At 71.6% G+C, this 16232-nt stretch carries 16 protein-coding genes; 10 read left to right on the forward strand and 6 right to left on the reverse strand.

Annotated elements, in window-relative coordinates; genetic code table 11:
• Nucleotides 1-13: 13 nt before the first annotated feature.
• From OUY22_RS04430 to OUY22_RS04445, 4 genes are read left to right on the forward strand one after another with little or no spacing between them, the layout of a single operon-like run.
• Nucleotides 14-946: an ABC transporter permease gene (locus tag OUY22_RS04430; protein WP_270153435.1), complete on the forward strand. Its 933-nt coding sequence runs from the start codon at nucleotides 14-16 to the stop codon at nucleotides 944-946.
• Nucleotides 943-1770 (forward strand): ABC transporter permease, encoded by an 828-nt coding sequence (locus OUY22_RS04435; protein ID WP_270153436.1) that lies wholly within the window; start codon nucleotides 943-945, stop codon nucleotides 1768-1770. The genes OUY22_RS04430 and OUY22_RS04435 overlap by 4 nt, the downstream gene beginning before the upstream one ends.
• A complete protein-coding gene (locus tag OUY22_RS04440) occupies nucleotides 1763-2677 on the forward strand; it encodes an ABC transporter ATP-binding protein (RefSeq protein ID WP_270153437.1) in 915 nt (304 codons plus the stop codon). The genes OUY22_RS04435 and OUY22_RS04440 overlap by 8 nt, the downstream gene beginning before the upstream one ends.
• A complete protein-coding gene (locus tag OUY22_RS04445) occupies nucleotides 2670-3407 on the forward strand; it encodes an ATP-binding cassette domain-containing protein (protein WP_270153438.1) in 738 nt (245 codons plus the stop codon). The genes OUY22_RS04440 and OUY22_RS04445 overlap by 8 nt, the downstream gene beginning before the upstream one ends.
• 64 nt (nucleotides 3408-3471) lie before the next feature.
• Here the strand turns inward: OUY22_RS04445 and OUY22_RS04450 are convergent, their stop codons facing one another.
• Nucleotides 3472-4773, reverse strand: a complete 1302-nt coding sequence (locus tag OUY22_RS04450; protein ID WP_270153439.1) for an LLM class flavin-dependent oxidoreductase — start codon at nucleotides 4771-4773, stop codon at nucleotides 3472-3474.
• A 230-nt stretch (nucleotides 4774-5003) separates the two neighbouring features.
• Here OUY22_RS04450 and OUY22_RS04455 point away from each other — a divergent pair, with 230 nt between their 5' ends.
• Nucleotides 5004-5822, forward strand: coding sequence for an oxidoreductase (locus OUY22_RS04455; protein ID WP_270153440.1), 819 nt, complete (start codon nucleotides 5004-5006; stop codon nucleotides 5820-5822).
• Between the two features lie 90 nt (nucleotides 5823-5912).
• Here the strand turns inward: OUY22_RS04455 and OUY22_RS04460 are convergent, their stop codons facing one another.
• Together OUY22_RS04460 and OUY22_RS04465 are read right to left on the reverse strand one after the other, a co-directional pair.
• Nucleotides 5913-6755 carry an alpha/beta fold hydrolase gene (locus OUY22_RS04460; protein ID WP_270153441.1) on the reverse strand — a complete coding sequence of 281 codons (843 nt, stop codon included), beginning with the start codon at nucleotides 6753-6755 and terminating at the stop codon, nucleotides 5913-5915.
• A 72-nt stretch (nucleotides 6756-6827) separates the two neighbouring features.
• Nucleotides 6828-7469 carry a TetR/AcrR family transcriptional regulator gene (locus OUY22_RS04465; RefSeq protein ID WP_270153442.1) on the reverse strand — a complete coding sequence of 214 codons (642 nt, stop codon included), beginning with the start codon at nucleotides 7467-7469 and terminating at the stop codon, nucleotides 6828-6830.
• A 515-nt stretch (nucleotides 7470-7984) separates the two neighbouring features.
• Here OUY22_RS04465 and OUY22_RS04470 point away from each other — a divergent pair.
• Nucleotides 7985-9109: an alpha/beta hydrolase gene (locus OUY22_RS04470; RefSeq protein WP_270153443.1), complete on the forward strand. Its 1125-nt coding sequence runs from the start codon at nucleotides 7985-7987 to the stop codon at nucleotides 9107-9109.
• 75 nt (nucleotides 9110-9184) lie between these two features.
• Here OUY22_RS04470 and OUY22_RS04475 read toward each other — a convergent pair whose 3' ends face one another.
• Both OUY22_RS04475 and OUY22_RS04480 read right to left on the reverse strand, forming a co-directional pair.
• Nucleotides 9185-10831, reverse strand: coding sequence for a long-chain fatty acid--CoA ligase (locus OUY22_RS04475; RefSeq protein WP_270153444.1), 1647 nt, complete (start codon nucleotides 10829-10831; stop codon nucleotides 9185-9187).
• Nucleotides 10828-11589 carry a class II aldolase/adducin family protein gene (locus tag OUY22_RS04480; protein ID WP_270153445.1) on the reverse strand — a complete coding sequence of 254 codons (762 nt, stop codon included), beginning with the start codon at nucleotides 11587-11589 and terminating at the stop codon, nucleotides 10828-10830. Before OUY22_RS04480 ends, OUY22_RS04475 begins: the two co-directional genes overlap by 4 nt.
• 448 nt (nucleotides 11590-12037) lie before the next feature.
• Between OUY22_RS04480 and OUY22_RS04485 the strand changes: the two genes are divergently transcribed.
• From OUY22_RS04485 to OUY22_RS04500, 4 genes are read left to right on the forward strand one after another with little or no spacing between them, the layout of a single operon-like run.
• Nucleotides 12038-13069 carry an ABC transporter substrate-binding protein gene (locus OUY22_RS04485; RefSeq protein ID WP_270153446.1) on the forward strand — a complete coding sequence of 344 codons (1032 nt, stop codon included), beginning with the start codon at nucleotides 12038-12040 and terminating at the stop codon, nucleotides 13067-13069.
• Nucleotides 13066-13866: an ABC transporter ATP-binding protein gene (locus OUY22_RS04490; protein ID WP_270153447.1), complete on the forward strand. Its 801-nt coding sequence runs from the start codon at nucleotides 13066-13068 to the stop codon at nucleotides 13864-13866. Before OUY22_RS04485 ends, OUY22_RS04490 begins: the two co-directional genes overlap by 4 nt.
• Nucleotides 13863-14657, forward strand: a complete 795-nt coding sequence (locus tag OUY22_RS04495) for an ABC transporter permease (RefSeq protein WP_270153448.1) — start codon at nucleotides 13863-13865, stop codon at nucleotides 14655-14657. The genes OUY22_RS04490 and OUY22_RS04495 overlap by 4 nt, the downstream gene beginning before the upstream one ends.
• Entirely contained in the window at nucleotides 14654-15445 is a 792-nt protein-coding gene (locus OUY22_RS04500) for an ABC transporter permease (RefSeq protein WP_270153449.1), read from the forward strand. The genes OUY22_RS04495 and OUY22_RS04500 overlap by 4 nt, the downstream gene beginning before the upstream one ends.
• On the opposite strand, the gene OUY22_RS04505 is transcribed toward OUY22_RS04500, so the two are convergent.
• On the reverse strand, nucleotides 15442-16128 hold the full coding sequence (locus OUY22_RS04505; protein WP_270153450.1) for a TetR/AcrR family transcriptional regulator: 687 nt from the start codon (nucleotides 16126-16128) through the stop codon (nucleotides 15442-15444). The genes OUY22_RS04500 and OUY22_RS04505 overlap by 4 nt on opposite strands.
• Nucleotides 16129-16232: the final 104 nt, after the last annotated feature.

The following is a 16232-nucleotide window of genomic DNA, read 5'->3' on the forward strand; positions in this document are numbered from 1 at the left end:
AGACCGTACAGCCTTGCGCGTTCTGCGCGTGGGCGCGGTCTGGTTGGTACGGCTGTTCGTGACCGTCATGGGCGTGCTGACCCTGCTCTTCTTCCTTCTGCGGTTGTCCGGTGATCCCGCCGCGGTCCTCGTGGGACCGGGCGGGTCCCCCGAGGACCTGGACCGGGTCCGCCACGAGCTGGGCCTGGACCTCCCGCTGTGGACGCAGTACGGCGCCTTCCTCGGTGATGTCGCCCGGCTCGACTTCGGCGTCTCCCCGCACACCGGGGAGCCCGCCATCTCGGCGGTGCTGGCCAGGCTGCCGCTCACGCTGCAGATCGTCGGCGCCACGCTCGGCCTCGCGATCCTGGTCGGCGTGCCGCTCGGCATGCTCGCCGCGGCCCGGCACCGCCGCCCCTCGGGGCGGGTGGTCAACGCCGCCGCGGCGATCGCCCAGGCGATGCCGAACTTCGTGCTCGGCCTGCTGCTCCTGCTGGTCTTCGCGCTGTGGCTCGGCTGGCTGCCCAGCTACGGCGCGGAGAGCCCCTGGCACGCGGTGCTCCCGACGCTGACCCTGGCCGCCTTCACCGTCGCCCGCGTGGTGCGGCTGGTCCGGGCCGGCCTGCTGGAGGCGGTCGAGCAGGACTTCATCCGCACGGTGCGGGCCAAGGGAGGTGGCCGACTGCGCGCGCTGGCGCGGCACGCGCTGCCCAACGCGTTCCCGCCCGTGCTGGCCTTCCTGGTGGTCGACAGCGCGTACCTGCTGTCCAGCACGGTGATCGTCGAACAGCTCTACGCCTACGACGGCATCGGCAAGCAACTCGTCGACGCGATCTTCCAGCGGGACTATCCGATCGTGCAGGCGACGGTGTTCGTGGTGGCGGTGCTGGTCGTCACGGTCAGCGCGATCGGCGACGTGCTCGGCGCGGTCGCCGATCCGCGGGTCAGAAGGGAGGCGGCCGGATGAGGACGTCGGTCCGGGTCTCGCTGGCCGGGCTGGGGCTGATCGCGCTCGCGGTGACGGCCGGCCCGCTGGTGCTCGGCGTCGACCCGCTGGATCAGGATCTGCCGGCCAGGCTGGCGCCGCCGTTCTGGATGGAGGGCGCGGTGGCCGGCCATCCCCTGGGCACCGATCAGCTGGGCCGCGACCTGCTGGCGCGGGTCCTGGCGGGCGGGCGCACCTCGCTGCTGGTCGGCTTCGTGGCCAGCACGCTGACGTGCGCGATCGGCATCCTGGTGGGGCTGCTCGCGGGCTACCTCGGCAGCTGGGTCGACCGGCTCATCATGGGGCTGGGCGATCTCTGGATCGCCTTCCCGTTCCTGGTGCTGGCCATCGCGACGATCGGCGTCGTGGGCTCCTCGACCCCGGTGCTGATCACGCTGCTGGTCCTCGCCGGCTGGGTCACCTCGGCCCGGGTCACCCGCACGATCGTCAAACAGGTCAGGGGCGAGGACTACGTGATGGCCGCCGTCGGCGCCGGCGCCGGTCACAGGAACGTGCTGACCCGGCACCTGCTGCCCGCCGTCGCGAGCGCCAACCTGGTGATCTGGACCTTCAGCGTCGGCACGATGGTGCTCGTCGAGGGCGGCCTGTCGTTCCTCGGCCTGGGCGTGCGCCCGCCCGCCCCCTCCTGGGGGACGATCCTCAGCGACGGCCGCGAGCTGCTGGAGACGGCCTGGTGGATCCCGCTGTGGCCGGGGCTGATGCTCACGCTGACCGTGCTGCTCGTCAACCTGCTCGGCGACGGCCTGCGCGACACCTTCGACGTTCGGACGGACAACCATGCTTGAGGTGAAGGATCTGGCGGTGACCGCCGGAGGCGTGCGGATCGTCGACGGCGTCTCCTTCGAGGTACGGCCGGGCGAGGTGCTCGGCATGGTCGGCGAGTCCGGGTCGGGCAAGACGATGACCATGCTCGCCGTGGCCGGACTGCTGCCGGCCACCGCCAGGATCACCGCGGGCACGGCCACCCTGTCCGGCGCCGAGCTCACCGCCTCCCGGCTCGAACGGATCAGGGGGCGCCAGATCGGCTTCGTCTTCCAGGACCCGGCGACGTCGCTCAACCCGCTCATGCGGGTCGGCACGCAGATCGCGGAGGTCCTGCGGATCCACGGCGTGGGCCGTGCCGCGGCGATGCAGCGGGCCGTGGAGCTGCTGGAGCAGGTCGGCATCGGCCCGGAGCGGGCCAAGGTGTACCCGCACGAGCTGTCGGGCGGGATGCGGCAGCGCATCGTGATCGCGATGGCCATCGCGCTGCGGCCCGCCCTGCTGATCGCGGACGAGCCGACCACGGCGCTGGACGTCACGGTCCAGGAACAGGTCATGCGGGTGCTGCGCGCCGCGCAGCGGGAGACAGGAGCGGCGACCGTGCTCGTCAGCCACGACCTCGGCCTCGTCTCCGAGGCCGCGCACCGGATCGCGGTGATGTACTCCGGCCGCCTGGTCGAGACGGGGACCGCGGACCAGGTCCTCGGCTCGCCCCGGCACCCCTACTCCGCCGCCCTCATGCGGTCCCGGCCGCGGATCGGCGCCGGGCGGGGGCCGCTGCCGGTGATCCCCGGGCATCCGCCCGCGCCGAAGTCGCGCCCGCCCGGCTGCGCCTTCCATCCCCGCTGTCCTGTCGCGCTCGCCCGGTGCGCGCAGGAGGTCCCCCCGCTCGCCGGGGGCGTGGCCTGCTGGGCGGTGCAGGATGGCTGAGCCGCTGCTCCGGGTCACCGACCTGCGCAAGATCTACGGCCGGACGTGGGCGGTCGACGGGGTGACGCTGACGGTCGACCGGGGCGAGACGCTGGCCATCGTGGGCGAGTCCGGCTCCGGGAAGTCGACGCTGGCCCGGTGTGTGGCGCGGCTGGCGCAGCCCACCAGCGGCAGCGTGCGCCTGGACGGCGTGGAACTGGCGACCCTGTCACGCCGGCGGCTGCGCCCGCTGCGGCCCCGTTTCCAGCTCGTCTTCCAGGACCCGTCCACCTCGCTGAACCCGCGCTGGACGATCGAGCAGATCGTGCGCGAGCCGCTGCGCCTTCAAGGGGTGCCGGGGGACGTGCCGAGGCTGCTCGCGGAGGTCGGCCTGGACCCCGGGCTCGCGGGCCGGCGTCCGCACCAGCTCTCCGGCGGTCAGCGGCAGCGCGTGGGCATCGCCAGGGCGCTGGCGCTCTCGCCCGACCTGCTGATCCTCGACGAGCCGGTCACCGCGCTGGACGTCTCCGTACAGGCCCAGATCATCAACCTGCTGCTCCGGCTGCAGGAGGAACGGGGGCTGGGCTACCTGTTCATCTCGCACGACCTCGCCGTGGTGAGCGCCGTCGCCCACCGGATCGCGGTGATGCACTCCGGGCGGCTGGTGGAGACCGGGCCGGCCGAGCGGATACTCGGCCGGCCGGAGCACGACTACACCAGGGCCCTGGTCGCGGCGGTCCCCGGCGGTTGACCGCCGCCGCGCCGTGTCTGACAGACGACAGGGGATCTGTCAGACACCGCCGGACGCCGCGGGGTCAGGCGTGCGCCACGGCGGGGCGCTTGAACCCGAAGTGCTCGCGGAGCGTGCTGCCCTCGTACTCGGTGCGGAACAGGCCGCGGCGCCGCAGCTCCGGCACGACGTGATCGACGAAATCCGTCAGGCCGCCGGGCAGGGTCGGGGGCATGACGTTGAAGCCGTCGGCGGCGCCCTTGGTGAACCACTCCTCGATCTCGTCGGCGATCTGCTCCGGGGTGCCCGCCACCACGCGGTGTCCCCGGTTGCCGGCCAGGCGGCCGATCAGCTGCCGCATGGTCAGGTTCTCCCGCCTGGCCATGGCCATGACGACGCCGGCCCGGCTGCGCTGGCCCTCGTTCACTCCCGGGATCTCGGGCAGCTGCTCGTCGAGGGGGTGGTCCGTGAGGTCGACGCCGAGGACCTCGGACAGCGCGCCGACAGCCGACTCGGGGACGACGAGCGCGCCGAGCTCCTCCCGCAGCCGCGTCGCCTCGGCCTCGGTGGAGCCGATGATGGGCGACAGGCCCGGCAGGATGACCACGTCGTCGTGGTCCCGGCCGTACTTCGCCAGCCGGCCCTTGAAGTCGGCGTAGAACGCGAGGGCCGAGTAGATGACCGGCTGGGCGGTGAAGACCGCTTCGGCGTAGCGGGCGGCGAACTCCTTGCCGTCCTCGGAGGAGCCCGCCTGGACCAGCACCGGCCGGCCCTGCGGGGGGCGGGGGATGTTCAGCGGGCCGTGGACCCTGAACAGGTCGCCCTCGTGGTCGACCGCGTGGACCTTGTCCTTGTCGACGTAGACGCCCTGGTCCTGGTCGGCGACGATGGCGTCGTCCGCCCAGCTGTCCCAGAGCTTGGTCACCACGTCGACGAACTCGTTCGCCCGGACATACCGGTCGGCGTGGGCGGGCAGGCCCCCGCCGAAGTTGCGCGCCTCCGACTCGAAGGCCGAGGTGACCATGTTCCAACCGGCGCGGCCACGGCTGATGTGGTCCAGCGACGCGAACTTGCGCGCCACGTTGAACGGTTCGTTGTAGGTGGTGGACACGGTCCCGATCAGGCCCACGTGCTCGGTCACCGCCGCCATCGCCGACAGCATCGTCACCGGCTCCAGCCCGCCCAGGGTGTGGTACTTGATGTCCCCCCAGAAGGACAGGGAGTCGGCCAGGAACACCGAGTCGAGCTTGCCCCGCTCGGCGATCTGGGCCAGCTCCTGGTAGTGCCGGATGTCGGTGACCCGGGAGGGGTCCGTGCCCGAGGTGCGCCAGGCGGCCTCGTGGTGGCCGACGCCCATGAGGAAGGCGTTCAGATGGAGCTTTCTCATCTCATCCTCCAACCACAGAGTGTTTCCTATGAGGAAACACGGTTTTGCCTATGGAGACTAGCAGCTAGAGGATCATGAGGTCGATGACGGAACGCGGCCCGATCCGCTGGACATTTGGCATGCTCCCGCGAGATCCTAAAGTGGAAACGTTGTTTCTCTAGGCGTAACGCCCAGTCGGTGCCGAGTCGGAGTTCCACGCCTGGGAACCGCTGTCGAACAGGAGTCACGTCGTGAACGAAACGCTCCAGAACGTGGAAGAGATGGTCGGCCAGTCGCCGGTCGTCGACGTCACCGAGGGCTTCGAGCAGTGGCAGGATCTGCTCGGTGAGCTGACAGCCAAGATCGAGGCCCGGTTCGAGCTGACCCGCGACCCGTCCACCGAATCCCTCGAGTCGTACGGCACCTATCCCGAGGGCGCGGGCGGCAGGCTCGCCGGCTTCAGCGGCCCGGAGATCGACTGGATGGTCCACTCCTGGATCGGCAACCCGAAGGCGAGCTTCGTCAACCTGCACCTGACGGTCTGGCTCGGCCCGCACGTCCGGGTCCCGCACCTCGGCATCGCGCTGCTGCTCTGGCCCGAAGGCTGGTTCTACGTCGACGCCATCCCGCGCGGCGACCTCGTCGGCGACACGGACTACTACGACCGCTACTACACCCCCAACGAGGCGGACTGGCTGGAGCACCGGCGCGAGCACGAGGACTTCGTCTGGTTCACCAGCCCCACCGCGTTCATCCGGGCCAGCCTCTCCCCGACGGCGTACTGCTACTCCTTCCCCGCCACCCAGGCCAACATCGAGGTCGTGCGCGACGTGCTGCACCGGCGGGTCGACCAGTGGCTGCGGTGGGTGGACGAGGCCGAGCCCGTACCGGTCGAGGAGCGGGCCGCGCTGGCCGAGCGCGACCTGGCCATCCGCAGGAACATCGCCGAACGCGACCCGGCGAACGTCATGGGCGTCAAGCTGTTCGGCCAGGAGACCACCGACCTGCTGGTGCGCTCCCTATGGGGCGGCGACCGCGAGCTGCCCAGGCCCATGGGACCGGGCGCGTGACCAGCCGCGGCTCCTGACCGGGCGGACCGCGTGGGCGGCCGACCACCGCACGCTCGGGTTCGGGGTCGAACAGGAGGCCGCGCCTGGCCCTCAGTCTCGGAGGTGGATCGGCGACTCGGCCGCGAAGAACTCGGCGATCGTCCTGGCGAGCGCCTCGGGATGGGTGAGCGGGGATGCGTGCCCGGCGCCGGGCAGCTCGCGTACCCGCGCGCGGGGGACGTGGCCGGCCACGTGCCGCGCGCCGGCGCGGTAGAAGGGCATGGTCGCGGATCCGTGCACCACCAGCACGGGTGCGGAGATCGCGCCGAGCACGGCCGGGCCCTCCGCGGTGGGGCCTCGGTACGCCCCCACCTGCCGGAGCATGGTGAGCAGGTGGGGGACATAGCGGCTCGCCGCCTCGAAGTAGCCGGCGTCCTCGGCCACGGCCATCTCCCCGGCGGTGAAGGGCCCACCGGCGAACGCGCGGACCGCCGCCCCCAGGTCGCCCGCGGCGGCCAGCTCTCCCATCCTGGCGACGGCCTCGCCGATGACCGCCTGCTCCCTCTCGTCCATCAGGCCCCGCATCGGCGGCTCCACGGCGACCACCGCGTCCACCGCGCCGGATCGCGCCGCCGCGACGAGCGCCAGGTTGGCGCCGGCGGACCAGCCCACCAGTCCGGCCGGCCCTTCGATGCCGCCGAGGTAGGCGAGGACGTCGTCGACCTGCCGGCCCGGGCCGAGGTCGGGGTGGTCTCCGCTGAGGCCGCGGCCGCGCATGCTCGGCAGATGGCAGGTGAACCGGCCCGTGAGGTGCTCCAGCAGCCGGTTCCAGTCGAGGTCGCCGTCACCGATGCCGCCGTGCAGGAACACCAGGGGCCGCCCCCGGCCGTGCACGGTGGCGCCGATGGTGACGCCGTCGGGGCTGGTGACGTAGTGCGTGCCCGGTTTCTTCATGGCAGACCCCAGAGGGGGTAAACAGGTTTACATCGGCACGGTAGCGTCTCACCGGCGAGTAAGTAAATACGTTTACTTGGCGTCTTCCCCGGCGCTGCCGTACAGCAGGGCCCGCACACCCTGACGGACGTACTCGATCACCTGCTCGGGCGGCGCGGTGGCCAGCCGTCCCTGCGGTGATGCCCACCGCAACACCCTGATCCCGGCGAGAAACGCGGCGGCCAGCTCCGCGCGCAGCCGCGGGTCGTCACCGGCCGCGACCGTGGCGAACGGCCCGACGACGGTGTTCTCTGCGTAGTCCCGCACCTTCTGAGGCAGCCCCTCCTCCTCGGAGTCCTTCCCGATGAGCCGCCAGACCGTGAGCAGGTCGTCCAGGCCGGGCGAGTCCCGCGCGCCGGACACCAGCAGCTCGGCCATCCGGGCGGGCAGCTCCTCGGCCGGCACGTCCAGCCGCCCGAACATCCCCGAGTCCGCGGCCGCCGCCGCGTACAGCCCCGCCTTCGACCCGAAGTACCGGTACACCAGGGCGACGTTGACACCGGCCTCCCCGGCGAGGTCCCGGACGCTGACATCCTCGAACCGCTCACGGGCGAACCGCCGGCGGGCCACCTCCAGCAGCGCCTGCCGCGTCGCCTCGGCGTCCCGGCGCCGCCGCGGCGACGCCGCCGTGCCCCTGGAGCTCGATTCCTCCGCCGCCATCACCGTCACCACCATGACTCGACGTCAACGGGGGCAACGCTAGCCGACGTCCACCTTTCTCTCCGGCCAGGGCTTGCGCTTACCTTACGAAAAGGCTCCATCGCCGATTTACCCCGAGAAAAAGGAACCGCGCCCACGGCGTCATCGTTGATCGGTTGAGCGGCACTCATCCGGGATCGATGACCGACCATGGATGGCACAGGCCGTCTGGCAGCGACTTCGGACGAAGGGCGACGCCCCTCCGGTGGAGCCGGGCGAAGACGCCTGATCGTGCGTACTTACCGCTCGCCAAGTCGAGCGTAGAGAGACGCCGTAGCACCCGTCAAGGCGTTGGACATTCCACTTAGCGAGCGCTCACTCTTGACGGGCGGACCGGTCCAGATTAGCGTCTCAGCACCTCATCGCCGCGGAAGGCCGGCCGCTCATGACCGGCCGAACGCGGCCGCATCCGGACGCCATCGCCGGGCCGGGCTGCTGCCCCGCAACCCCACCAGACCTGTACGACAGAACCACAAGGCGGTCTCTCCCCGATGATCAGCAAGACCTTCGTCAGCAGTGAATCCCCCGGCGCGCGACGGGCCGGGGCGGGCGGCATGCCGTGCCAGGGCGTCTACTACGCGCCCGAAGCCGTACGACCGCGCATCGCGATGATCGCCACGCACTTCCAGATCGACTTCTCCGAGCACTACCTGGCCGAGCACATGGCCGAGCGGGGCATCGGATTCCTGGGCTGGAACACGCGCTACCGCGGCTACGAGTCGGAGTTCGTCCTCGACCGGGCCCTGGTGGACCTGGGCGTCGGCGTGCGCTGGCTCAAGGAGGAGGCCGGGGTCGAGCACGTGGTCCTGCTCGGCAACTCCGGGGGCGGGTCGCTCATGGCGGCCTACCACGCGCAGGCGGTCGAGCCGTCCGTGCGCCCGGGGATCGGCCTGCCGCCGGCGCCCGGCGTGGACGAGCTGATCCCCGGCGACGCGTACGTGTCCCTCGCCGCGCACCTCGGCCGGCCGGAGGTGATCACCGCGTGGATGGACCCGGCCGTCGTCGACGAGCACGACCCGACGCTGACCGACCCGGAGCTCGACCTGTTCAACCCGGACAACGGCCCCCCGTTCTCGCCGGAGTTCCTGGCCCGCTACCGCGCCGCGCAGGTCGCGCGCAACCACCGGATCACCGCCTGGGCCAAGGCCGAACTGGCCAGGATCCAGGCGCTGGGCTTCCAGGACCGGCCGTTCAGCGTGCAGCGGGTGTGGGCCGACCCGCGCATGGTCGACTCGTCCCTGGACCCGTCCAACCGCCCGGACAACGCCTGCTACCGGGGCGATCCGGCCGTCGCGAACCGCTCGGGCCGGGGCCTGGGCCACGAGACGTCGCTGCGCAACTGGCTGGGCATGTGGAGCCTGAGCGAGTCGCAGTGCCGGGCCGAGGAGCATCTGGCCAAGGTGAAGGTGCCCGCGATCGTCATCAACCCGGACGCGGACGCGGGGGTGTACCCGAGCGACGCCGACGGGCTGTACGCCGCCATCGCGAGCGACGACAAGCAGCGGCTCGACCTGCCCGGCGACCACTACTTCGAGAACCCGCCGGGAGCCCGCGCACGGGTCGCCGACGTCATCACCCGGTGGATCGCCGAACGGTTCCCCGTCTCCTGGCCGTGACCGGTCGGGCCGCCTTCCCGTGACGGCGGCCGGGGAGCCCGTCCAGGATCGGAGGGGCTCCCCGGCGCGGCCCGGTCACGGCCGCCGGACGTCCAGCTTCCCCTCCGCGTAGATCGCCCGCATGCGCTTCTTGTCGTACTTGCCGACGCTGGTCAGCGGCAGCTCGTCGAGCAGCACCCAGCGCTCGGGGACCCACCACTTGGGCACCGTGCCGATCAGCGCCTCGCGCAGGTCCGCGAGGGTCGTCCGGGCGCCGTCCCGCATCACGACCAGGACGCAGGGGCGTTCGTCCCAGCGGTCGTCGGGCACGCCGATCACCGCCGCCTGGAGGACGTCGGGATGCCGGGCGACCGCGAGCTCCAGCTCGTTGGAGGAGATCCATTCGCCGCCGGACTTGATGACGTCCTTGGCCCGGTCGGTGAGGGTCACGTACCCGAGCGGGTCGAGCGTGCCGACGTCCCCGGTGCGCAGCCAGCCGTCGCGGAACTTGTCGCCGGCGTCGGCGCGGTGGTAGGAGTCGGCGATCCAGGGGCCGCGCAGCTCGAACTCGCCGACGGCGCGGCCGTCGGCGGGCAGCGGTTCGCCGGTGTCGGGCTGGACGAGGCGGATCTCGACGCCGGCCAGGACCCGGCCCTGGTTGTCGGCGCGGCGATCGGGGTCGGCGTCCTCCTCGGCCCGCGGCGGGCGGTTGAGCGTGACCAGCGGCGAGGTCTCGGTCATGCCCCAGCCCTGCAGCGCCTCCACGCCGTAACGCTCTTTGAGCCCGGTGCGCAGCGTCCTCGGGATGGGCGCGCCGCCGAGGACGACGCGGTCGAGCGTCCCCAGGTCACGCGAGGGGTCGGCGTCGAGGTGGTTGAGGATCTCGTTCCACACGGTGGGCACGCCGTTGGAGAACGTCGGCCGGTGCCGCCCGATCGCCTCGACCACCGTCGCGGGGTCCACCCAGCGGTTGCACAGGAGCAGGTCGCCTCCGGCCCAGAAGGTCGCGTACGGGTAGCCCCACGCGTTGGCGTGGAACATCGGCGTGATGATGTAGCCGTGGTCCCGGGAGCTCAGCGCGACGGCGTTGGCCGTGCACAGCGACATCGCGTGGATCCAGATCGACCGGTGGCTGTAGGCGACGCCCTTGGGATCGCCGGTGGTCCCGGTCGTGAAGCACAGAGTCGCGGGCGCCTTCTCGTGGACCTCCGGCCAGGCGTAGGCGGTGGGCTGCCCGGCGACGACCTCGTCGTAGCGCAGTGCCTCTCCCGGCCAGGCGTCCGGCTCGCCCTGCGCGTCCGCGCCGACCACGATGACCGTGCGCACCGTCGGGAGGCGGTCGGCGATCCCGGCCAGCAGGCCCAGGAACGAGGCGTCGGCGACGATCACCTCGTCGGCGGCGTGGTTGATGGTGAACACCAGCTGTTCCGCCGACAGCCGCGGATTGATGGTGTGCAGCAGCGCGCCCATGGCCGGGACCGCGAAGTACGCCTCCAGGTGCTCGCGGGTGTTCCACATCAGCGAGCCGACGACGGAACCGGCCCGGACGCCCAGCGCGTGCAGGCCGTGCGCGAGAGCCGCGACCCGCCCGTCGAGATCGCCGTAGCGCAGTTCGGACGCGTCGTCGCCGACCGTCCGGACCGAACGCCCGGAATGCCACGTCGAGCCGTGGCGCAGGATGTGGGTGACGGTCAGGTCGCCGTCGCCGATGTTGCTCAGCGGGCTGATCTGTGGGCGGTTCACGGCAGTTCTCCCTCGTGGAGTCGGGCGAGTTCGTGGCGCCAGGCCGCCCCCAGGTTGAGGCCGGAGCCGAGGTTCGGCAGCTCGGCCCGGTCCTCCTCGGGGATGGGCCGCGGGGTGCCGCCCGCGGCGGCGACGGAGAGCGAGATCGACGCGATGGCCTGGACCGACGCGGCGCGCAGCACGGCCTCGGCCACGGAGGCGCCGACGGTGGTCAGGCCGTGGCCGCGCATGACCACCGCGTGGCGCGGGCCGAGCGCGTCGGCGACCTCGTCGCCGAGGCCGGGCGTGTGGACCAGTACGGCCCGTGGATACACCGGGACGCCGTCGGCCGCCAGGGCGGCGCCGGGGATGTCGTAGGCGCCGACGACGGGAAGGATCGGCAGTCCCGCGAGGTCGGCGACGACGACGTCACGCGGGTGCGCGTGCACGACGCACGCGACGTCCGGCCGGCGTTCCAGGACCCGGGCGTGCAGAGGCAGCTCGAACGGCGGGGTGTAGCCGCCGTCGAGCTCGCCGTCGGCGCCGGGCCGGCCGGCCAGGTCGACGAGCCTGACGTCTTCGGCGGTCGTGTACGCCAGCCCGCGCTCGTGCGGGCCGCGGCACCGGATCAGCAGGCGTGAGGCGCCGACGCGCACGCTGATGTGGCCGAGTATGCCGGGAGCCAACCGCCGGGCGGCGAGGACCCGGCAGCCTTCGGCGATCTCCCGGCGCAGCGGGCCGAGTCCGGCCGGGTCCGGTTCGGGGGCCGGTTCGAACACCTCGTGTTCTCCTTGGGATCGCGGGTGCCCCGCGGCCGGACCTTCCCGTCGCGACGGTTGACGAGGAGGGGCCCGCCGCCGGACAATACTTCTGTTCAGCAGAAAATGATTCTGCCGTGCTGAGGTCGCCCGGTCAATGCGGGGATTGACCCGCCGATCGACTCGCCCTACCTTCTGAGCGAGCGATAAGTAAGTCCCGCTCCACCCGGCGGTCTCCACGTCACCGAGCCGCCCGGACACCCCGGCGAGTCCCGGTCGGCGCCCATGCGATGCACTGGACGGTGACCCCGGACCCTCACCCCTGCACGACCACGACGACGCCCCGCCCCAGCCCTCGACGCAAGAAAACTACTCTGGACAGCAGAATTGTATTCTGCTAGCCTCCCGCAACCGAAACAATCAGGCATCCGAGCACCTTCGGCTTTCCTGAGACAGGAGAAGGACTCACATGGCGAATCCTCGAGGCGACGCTCTGCGCATTTCCCGCCTGAGCAGGCGCGAAGTCCTCCGCGTCGGAGCAGCGATCGGCGGTGTCGCCCTGCTGTCCGCATGCGGCTCATCCAACGAGACGTCGACCACGAGCGCCGGGAGCGGGAACTTCGGCGGCCAGGCCGCGATCTCCGGACTGGACACGATCGTCTCCGCGGCGCCTTACGTGATCGCCGCCCAGGAGTTCTACACCCAGCACCAGTTGTCCATCTCCAACGTCCACCTCTCCGGCGGCACGGAGACGATCCGGGCCATCCGCGGAGGGTCGGGTTTCGGGTCGGCCGCGACGATCTCCACCGTTCTCGCCTACCAGGGCGGCGCCAAGGACCTGCGCATCGTCGGCGGCGGGTTCAACGCCGCCTCCGTCGTCTTCGTCGGACTCCCCGACACCACGATCACCTCGCCGGAGGACCTCAAGGGCAAGAAGATCGGGATCGCCGGGACCGGCAGCCCGGTGGAGTTCTTCGCCAACCTCGCCATCACGAAGGGCGGGCTCAAGCCCGGCGCCGACGCCGAGGTCGTGAGCGTGGGCGACTACGCCTCGGTCTGGCCGTCCGTCGAAAAGGGCATCGTCGACCTCGGCGCGCTCGTCCCCCCGACGTCCAGCAAGCTCATCACGACCGGCGCCGGCAAGGTCGCGATCACCGCGGCCGAGCTCCACCCGGGGTGGGCCGACGTCTGCGTCTGCGTGACCGAGAAGACGCTCAACGCCGACCGCGACGGCCTGCGCCGCTGGATGGAGTCCGTACGCGCGGCCCTCACGCTGATCATCGACGACGTCGAGCGCGCCGCGTCGATCTGGGGACCCGCGCTGAAACTCGACGCGGCCGTCGCACAGGAGGCCCTCGGCTCCGTCCCCAAGGAGGCATGGAAGGTCGACATCGACGAGGCGGGCGTCCGTTCGGCGGCCGAGGCGGCGGTGAGCCTCGGCCTGACGAAGCAGTCGGACGTGTCCGGGCTGCTCGACACGAGCCTGCTGGAGAGCCTGTGACCACCTCCACCGAGGCGGTGCTCGAGTTCGAGGACACGGCTCTCACGTACCGGACCGCCAGCGGGACCATCGAGGCGCTCGTCGGCGTCACCGCCGCCGTGCCGAAAGGCCGCTTCGTCTCGGTGATCGGGCCGAGCGGGTGCGGGAAGAGCACGCTGCTCGACATCGCCGGCGGGTTGCTGGCCCCCACGTCGGGCTCGGCCCGGCTGAACGGGGAGGAGATCCGCGGGCCGCGCCGGACGACGGCGATGGTCTTCCAGGAAGCCGCCCTCCTGCCCTGGCGTACGGTACGGGACAACATCGCCTTCGGGCTGGAGGCCGCGGGCGTCCCGAAGAAGCGGCGACGCGACCGCGCGGACTCGCTGATCAACCTGGTCGGGCTCGACGGGTTCGGGGACAAGCACCCGGGAGATCTGTCCGGCGGGATGCGGCAACGGGTCGCGATCGCCCGCGCCCTGGCGGTGGACCCGGAGATCCTGCTCATGGACGAACCGTTCGGCGCCCTCGACCAGCAGACGCGCATGATGATGGGCACCGAGCTCACCAAGATCTGGGAACGGATCCGCTGCAGCGTCCTGTTCGTGACGCACGACATCCCCGAGGCGATCGCGCTGTCCGACGAGGTCTGGGTGATGTCGCAGCGCCCGGCGCGCATCAAGGAGCGCGTGGTGATCGACATCCCGCGCCCGCGAGGGGCCGACCTTCCGCTCGATCCGCGGTTCCAGGAGCTCAACGGCGTGATCTGGAAACTGCTGCGCGACGAGGCCAACCGGCAACTCGTGGGGAGCGCGGATTGAGCGCCACGCTCAGGGCGCGGCGAAGCCGGCCTCCCCGCGCCGGCTGGCAGGTGCCGGCCACGCAGGCCGCGCTCGTCGTCGGGTTCTTCGCGCTCTGGGAGGCCGGGGCCGCGTCGGGCCTGCTCGACCCGCTGACCTGGTCGCGCCCTTCGGTCATCGTGACGGAGCTCGCCGACCTCATCGGCACTCCTGAGACGGTCAACGACCTCGCGGCCACGCTGACGACGCTCGCCGCGGGCTTCCTGATCGGGGCGAGCGTCGGCGTCGGCATCGGCATCGCGGTCGCCCGGCTCCGGCGCGTCCAGGCGGTCGTCAGCACCTATCTCGTCGCGCTCCAGTCCGTCCCGCTGCTCGTCTTCTATCCCGTACTGCTGACGATCTTCGGGCTCAACCGAGGTCCGACAGTCATCGTCGTGGCGGCCGTGACCATGGTTCCCGTCGCGCTCAACACCACGGCCGGGCTCGGCGCGATCCCGCGCGGGCTGCAGCGCCTGGCCACGTCCCTGATGCTCAGCCGGAGCGCCGCGTACCGGAAGGTGTTCCTGCCCGCGGCGATCCCCCTGATCTTCCCCGGGCTGCGGGTCGGGTTCCTCGCGGCGCTGGTGACCACGATCGGCATGGAGTTCATCGTGGCGAGCGCCGGGCTCGGGTACCGGGTGGGGCAGAGTTACCACACCTTCGCGGTGGACCGCATGTACGCCAACATCGTCGTGGTGTGCGTCCTGGCGATCCTGGTCAACCTGGTTCTCACGCGCATCGAACGATCTCTCCGCCGGGACGTGACGACATGACCGTGGCATCGAAGCAGGAAACGCGAGTCCGCGGCGGGCAGGCGGACGCTCCCGGCCGGGGCCGGCCTCCGGCCGCCCTCCTCCACCTCGCCGGGCTGGCACTGATCATCCTGGCCTGGCAGCTCCTGTCGCTCCTGTCGAGCCATCTCGGCGCGCCTCTGGCCACGATCGAGGCGCTGGGGCGGGGGTTCGCGGACGGCTGGCTCGCCGAGGCCACCGCCGACACCCTGCTGCACGTCGCCGGCGGGTTCGGACTCGCCCTCGCGGTGGGGGTGCCGGTCGGCTACGCCATCGCGGTCAACGACTTCGCCTACCGCGTGTTCGACCCGCTCGTGCAGGCGTACGGGAGCATCCCGCGGATCGTCTTCCTGCCGATCCTGCTGACCCTGTTCGGCGCGGGCGGAGCGGCCAAGATGTCGATGGGCTTCCTGGCCGCGGTCTTCCCGATCCTCGTCAACGTGATCGCGGGCGTGCGGACGACGCCGCAGGCACTCGTCCGGCTCGGGCGCAGCGTGGAGCTGAGGCCCTGGGCGATGGCCGTGAAGATCAGGATGCGCTGGGCGTTGCCGCTCCTCCTCGTCGGCATGCGCCTGGGCTTCGGCATCGCGTTCGTCTCGGTCGTCATCTCCGAGTACTTCGGTTCGACCGGCGGCCTCGGCGTGGAGCTCAGCGCGGCGTACGCGGCGCTGGAACCGGCGCGGCTCTTCGCGATCGTCCTGGTGACGGTCATCGTGGCGGCCGTGGTGAACACGGTGCTGCTGCGGGTCGACCGGCGCCTGAGCGGCTAGCCGACCGGAGAGGCTCCGCCAGGGTGTCCGAGGCCGGTACGCGACGCCGGGCCCCGGACACCCACGGTCGTCAGCGCGATGTCCACGTAGCGCCCGGCGATCTCCTCCGGTCGCAGCGGGCCGCCGTCGTGGTACCACTTGGCGATCGCCTGGCACATGCCCAGCAGCGCCCTGGCCGTCTCGGCGGGCAGGGTCACGGCGAACACCCCGCGATCCACCCCGTCCTCGATGATCTCGGTGAGCAGCGTCTCCAGCTTCTTGCGCGTCGCCGCGTAGTGCCTGCGGTTGTCCGGCTGGAGATAGCGCAGCTCGGAGTCCAGCGCGGCCAGCCGGACGCGATGGGTCATGTGCAGCACGACCGCCTCGACGACGTTGGCCAGCCGCGCCTCGGGGTCGTCGCCGCCCTCCCCGGCCGCCGCGTCGGCCCGCCAGATCACGTCGTTGGTCGCGGTCTCCAGCAGCGCCACGAGCACGGCTTCCTTGTTCTCATGGTGGTAGTAGAGCGCCGGCACGGTCACCCCGACCCGTCGCGCGATGTCGCGGACGGTGGTGCCGTGGAAGCCGTGCTCGTAGAACGCCTCCAGCGCGTGCGTCAGGATGGGCGACAGCTTGACCGGCTCGTAGTGCCGCCAGTCGCCGCGCGACGGCACGTCCGGCGGCGCCTCGTTGCTCTTCTTCACCATCACAGCCTGCCGAGGGAACTGTCGCCCTTCGGACGAAGGGAGTATCGGGAGCGGTAGGCCGTCAAGGCCGGGAGACAGACTTTCTCATCGACCGTCACGGCTGG

This window comes from Nonomuraea corallina, assembly GCF_027620315.1.
Classification (GTDB): Bacteria; Actinomycetota; Actinomycetes; order Streptosporangiales; family Streptosporangiaceae; genus Nonomuraea; species Nonomuraea corallina.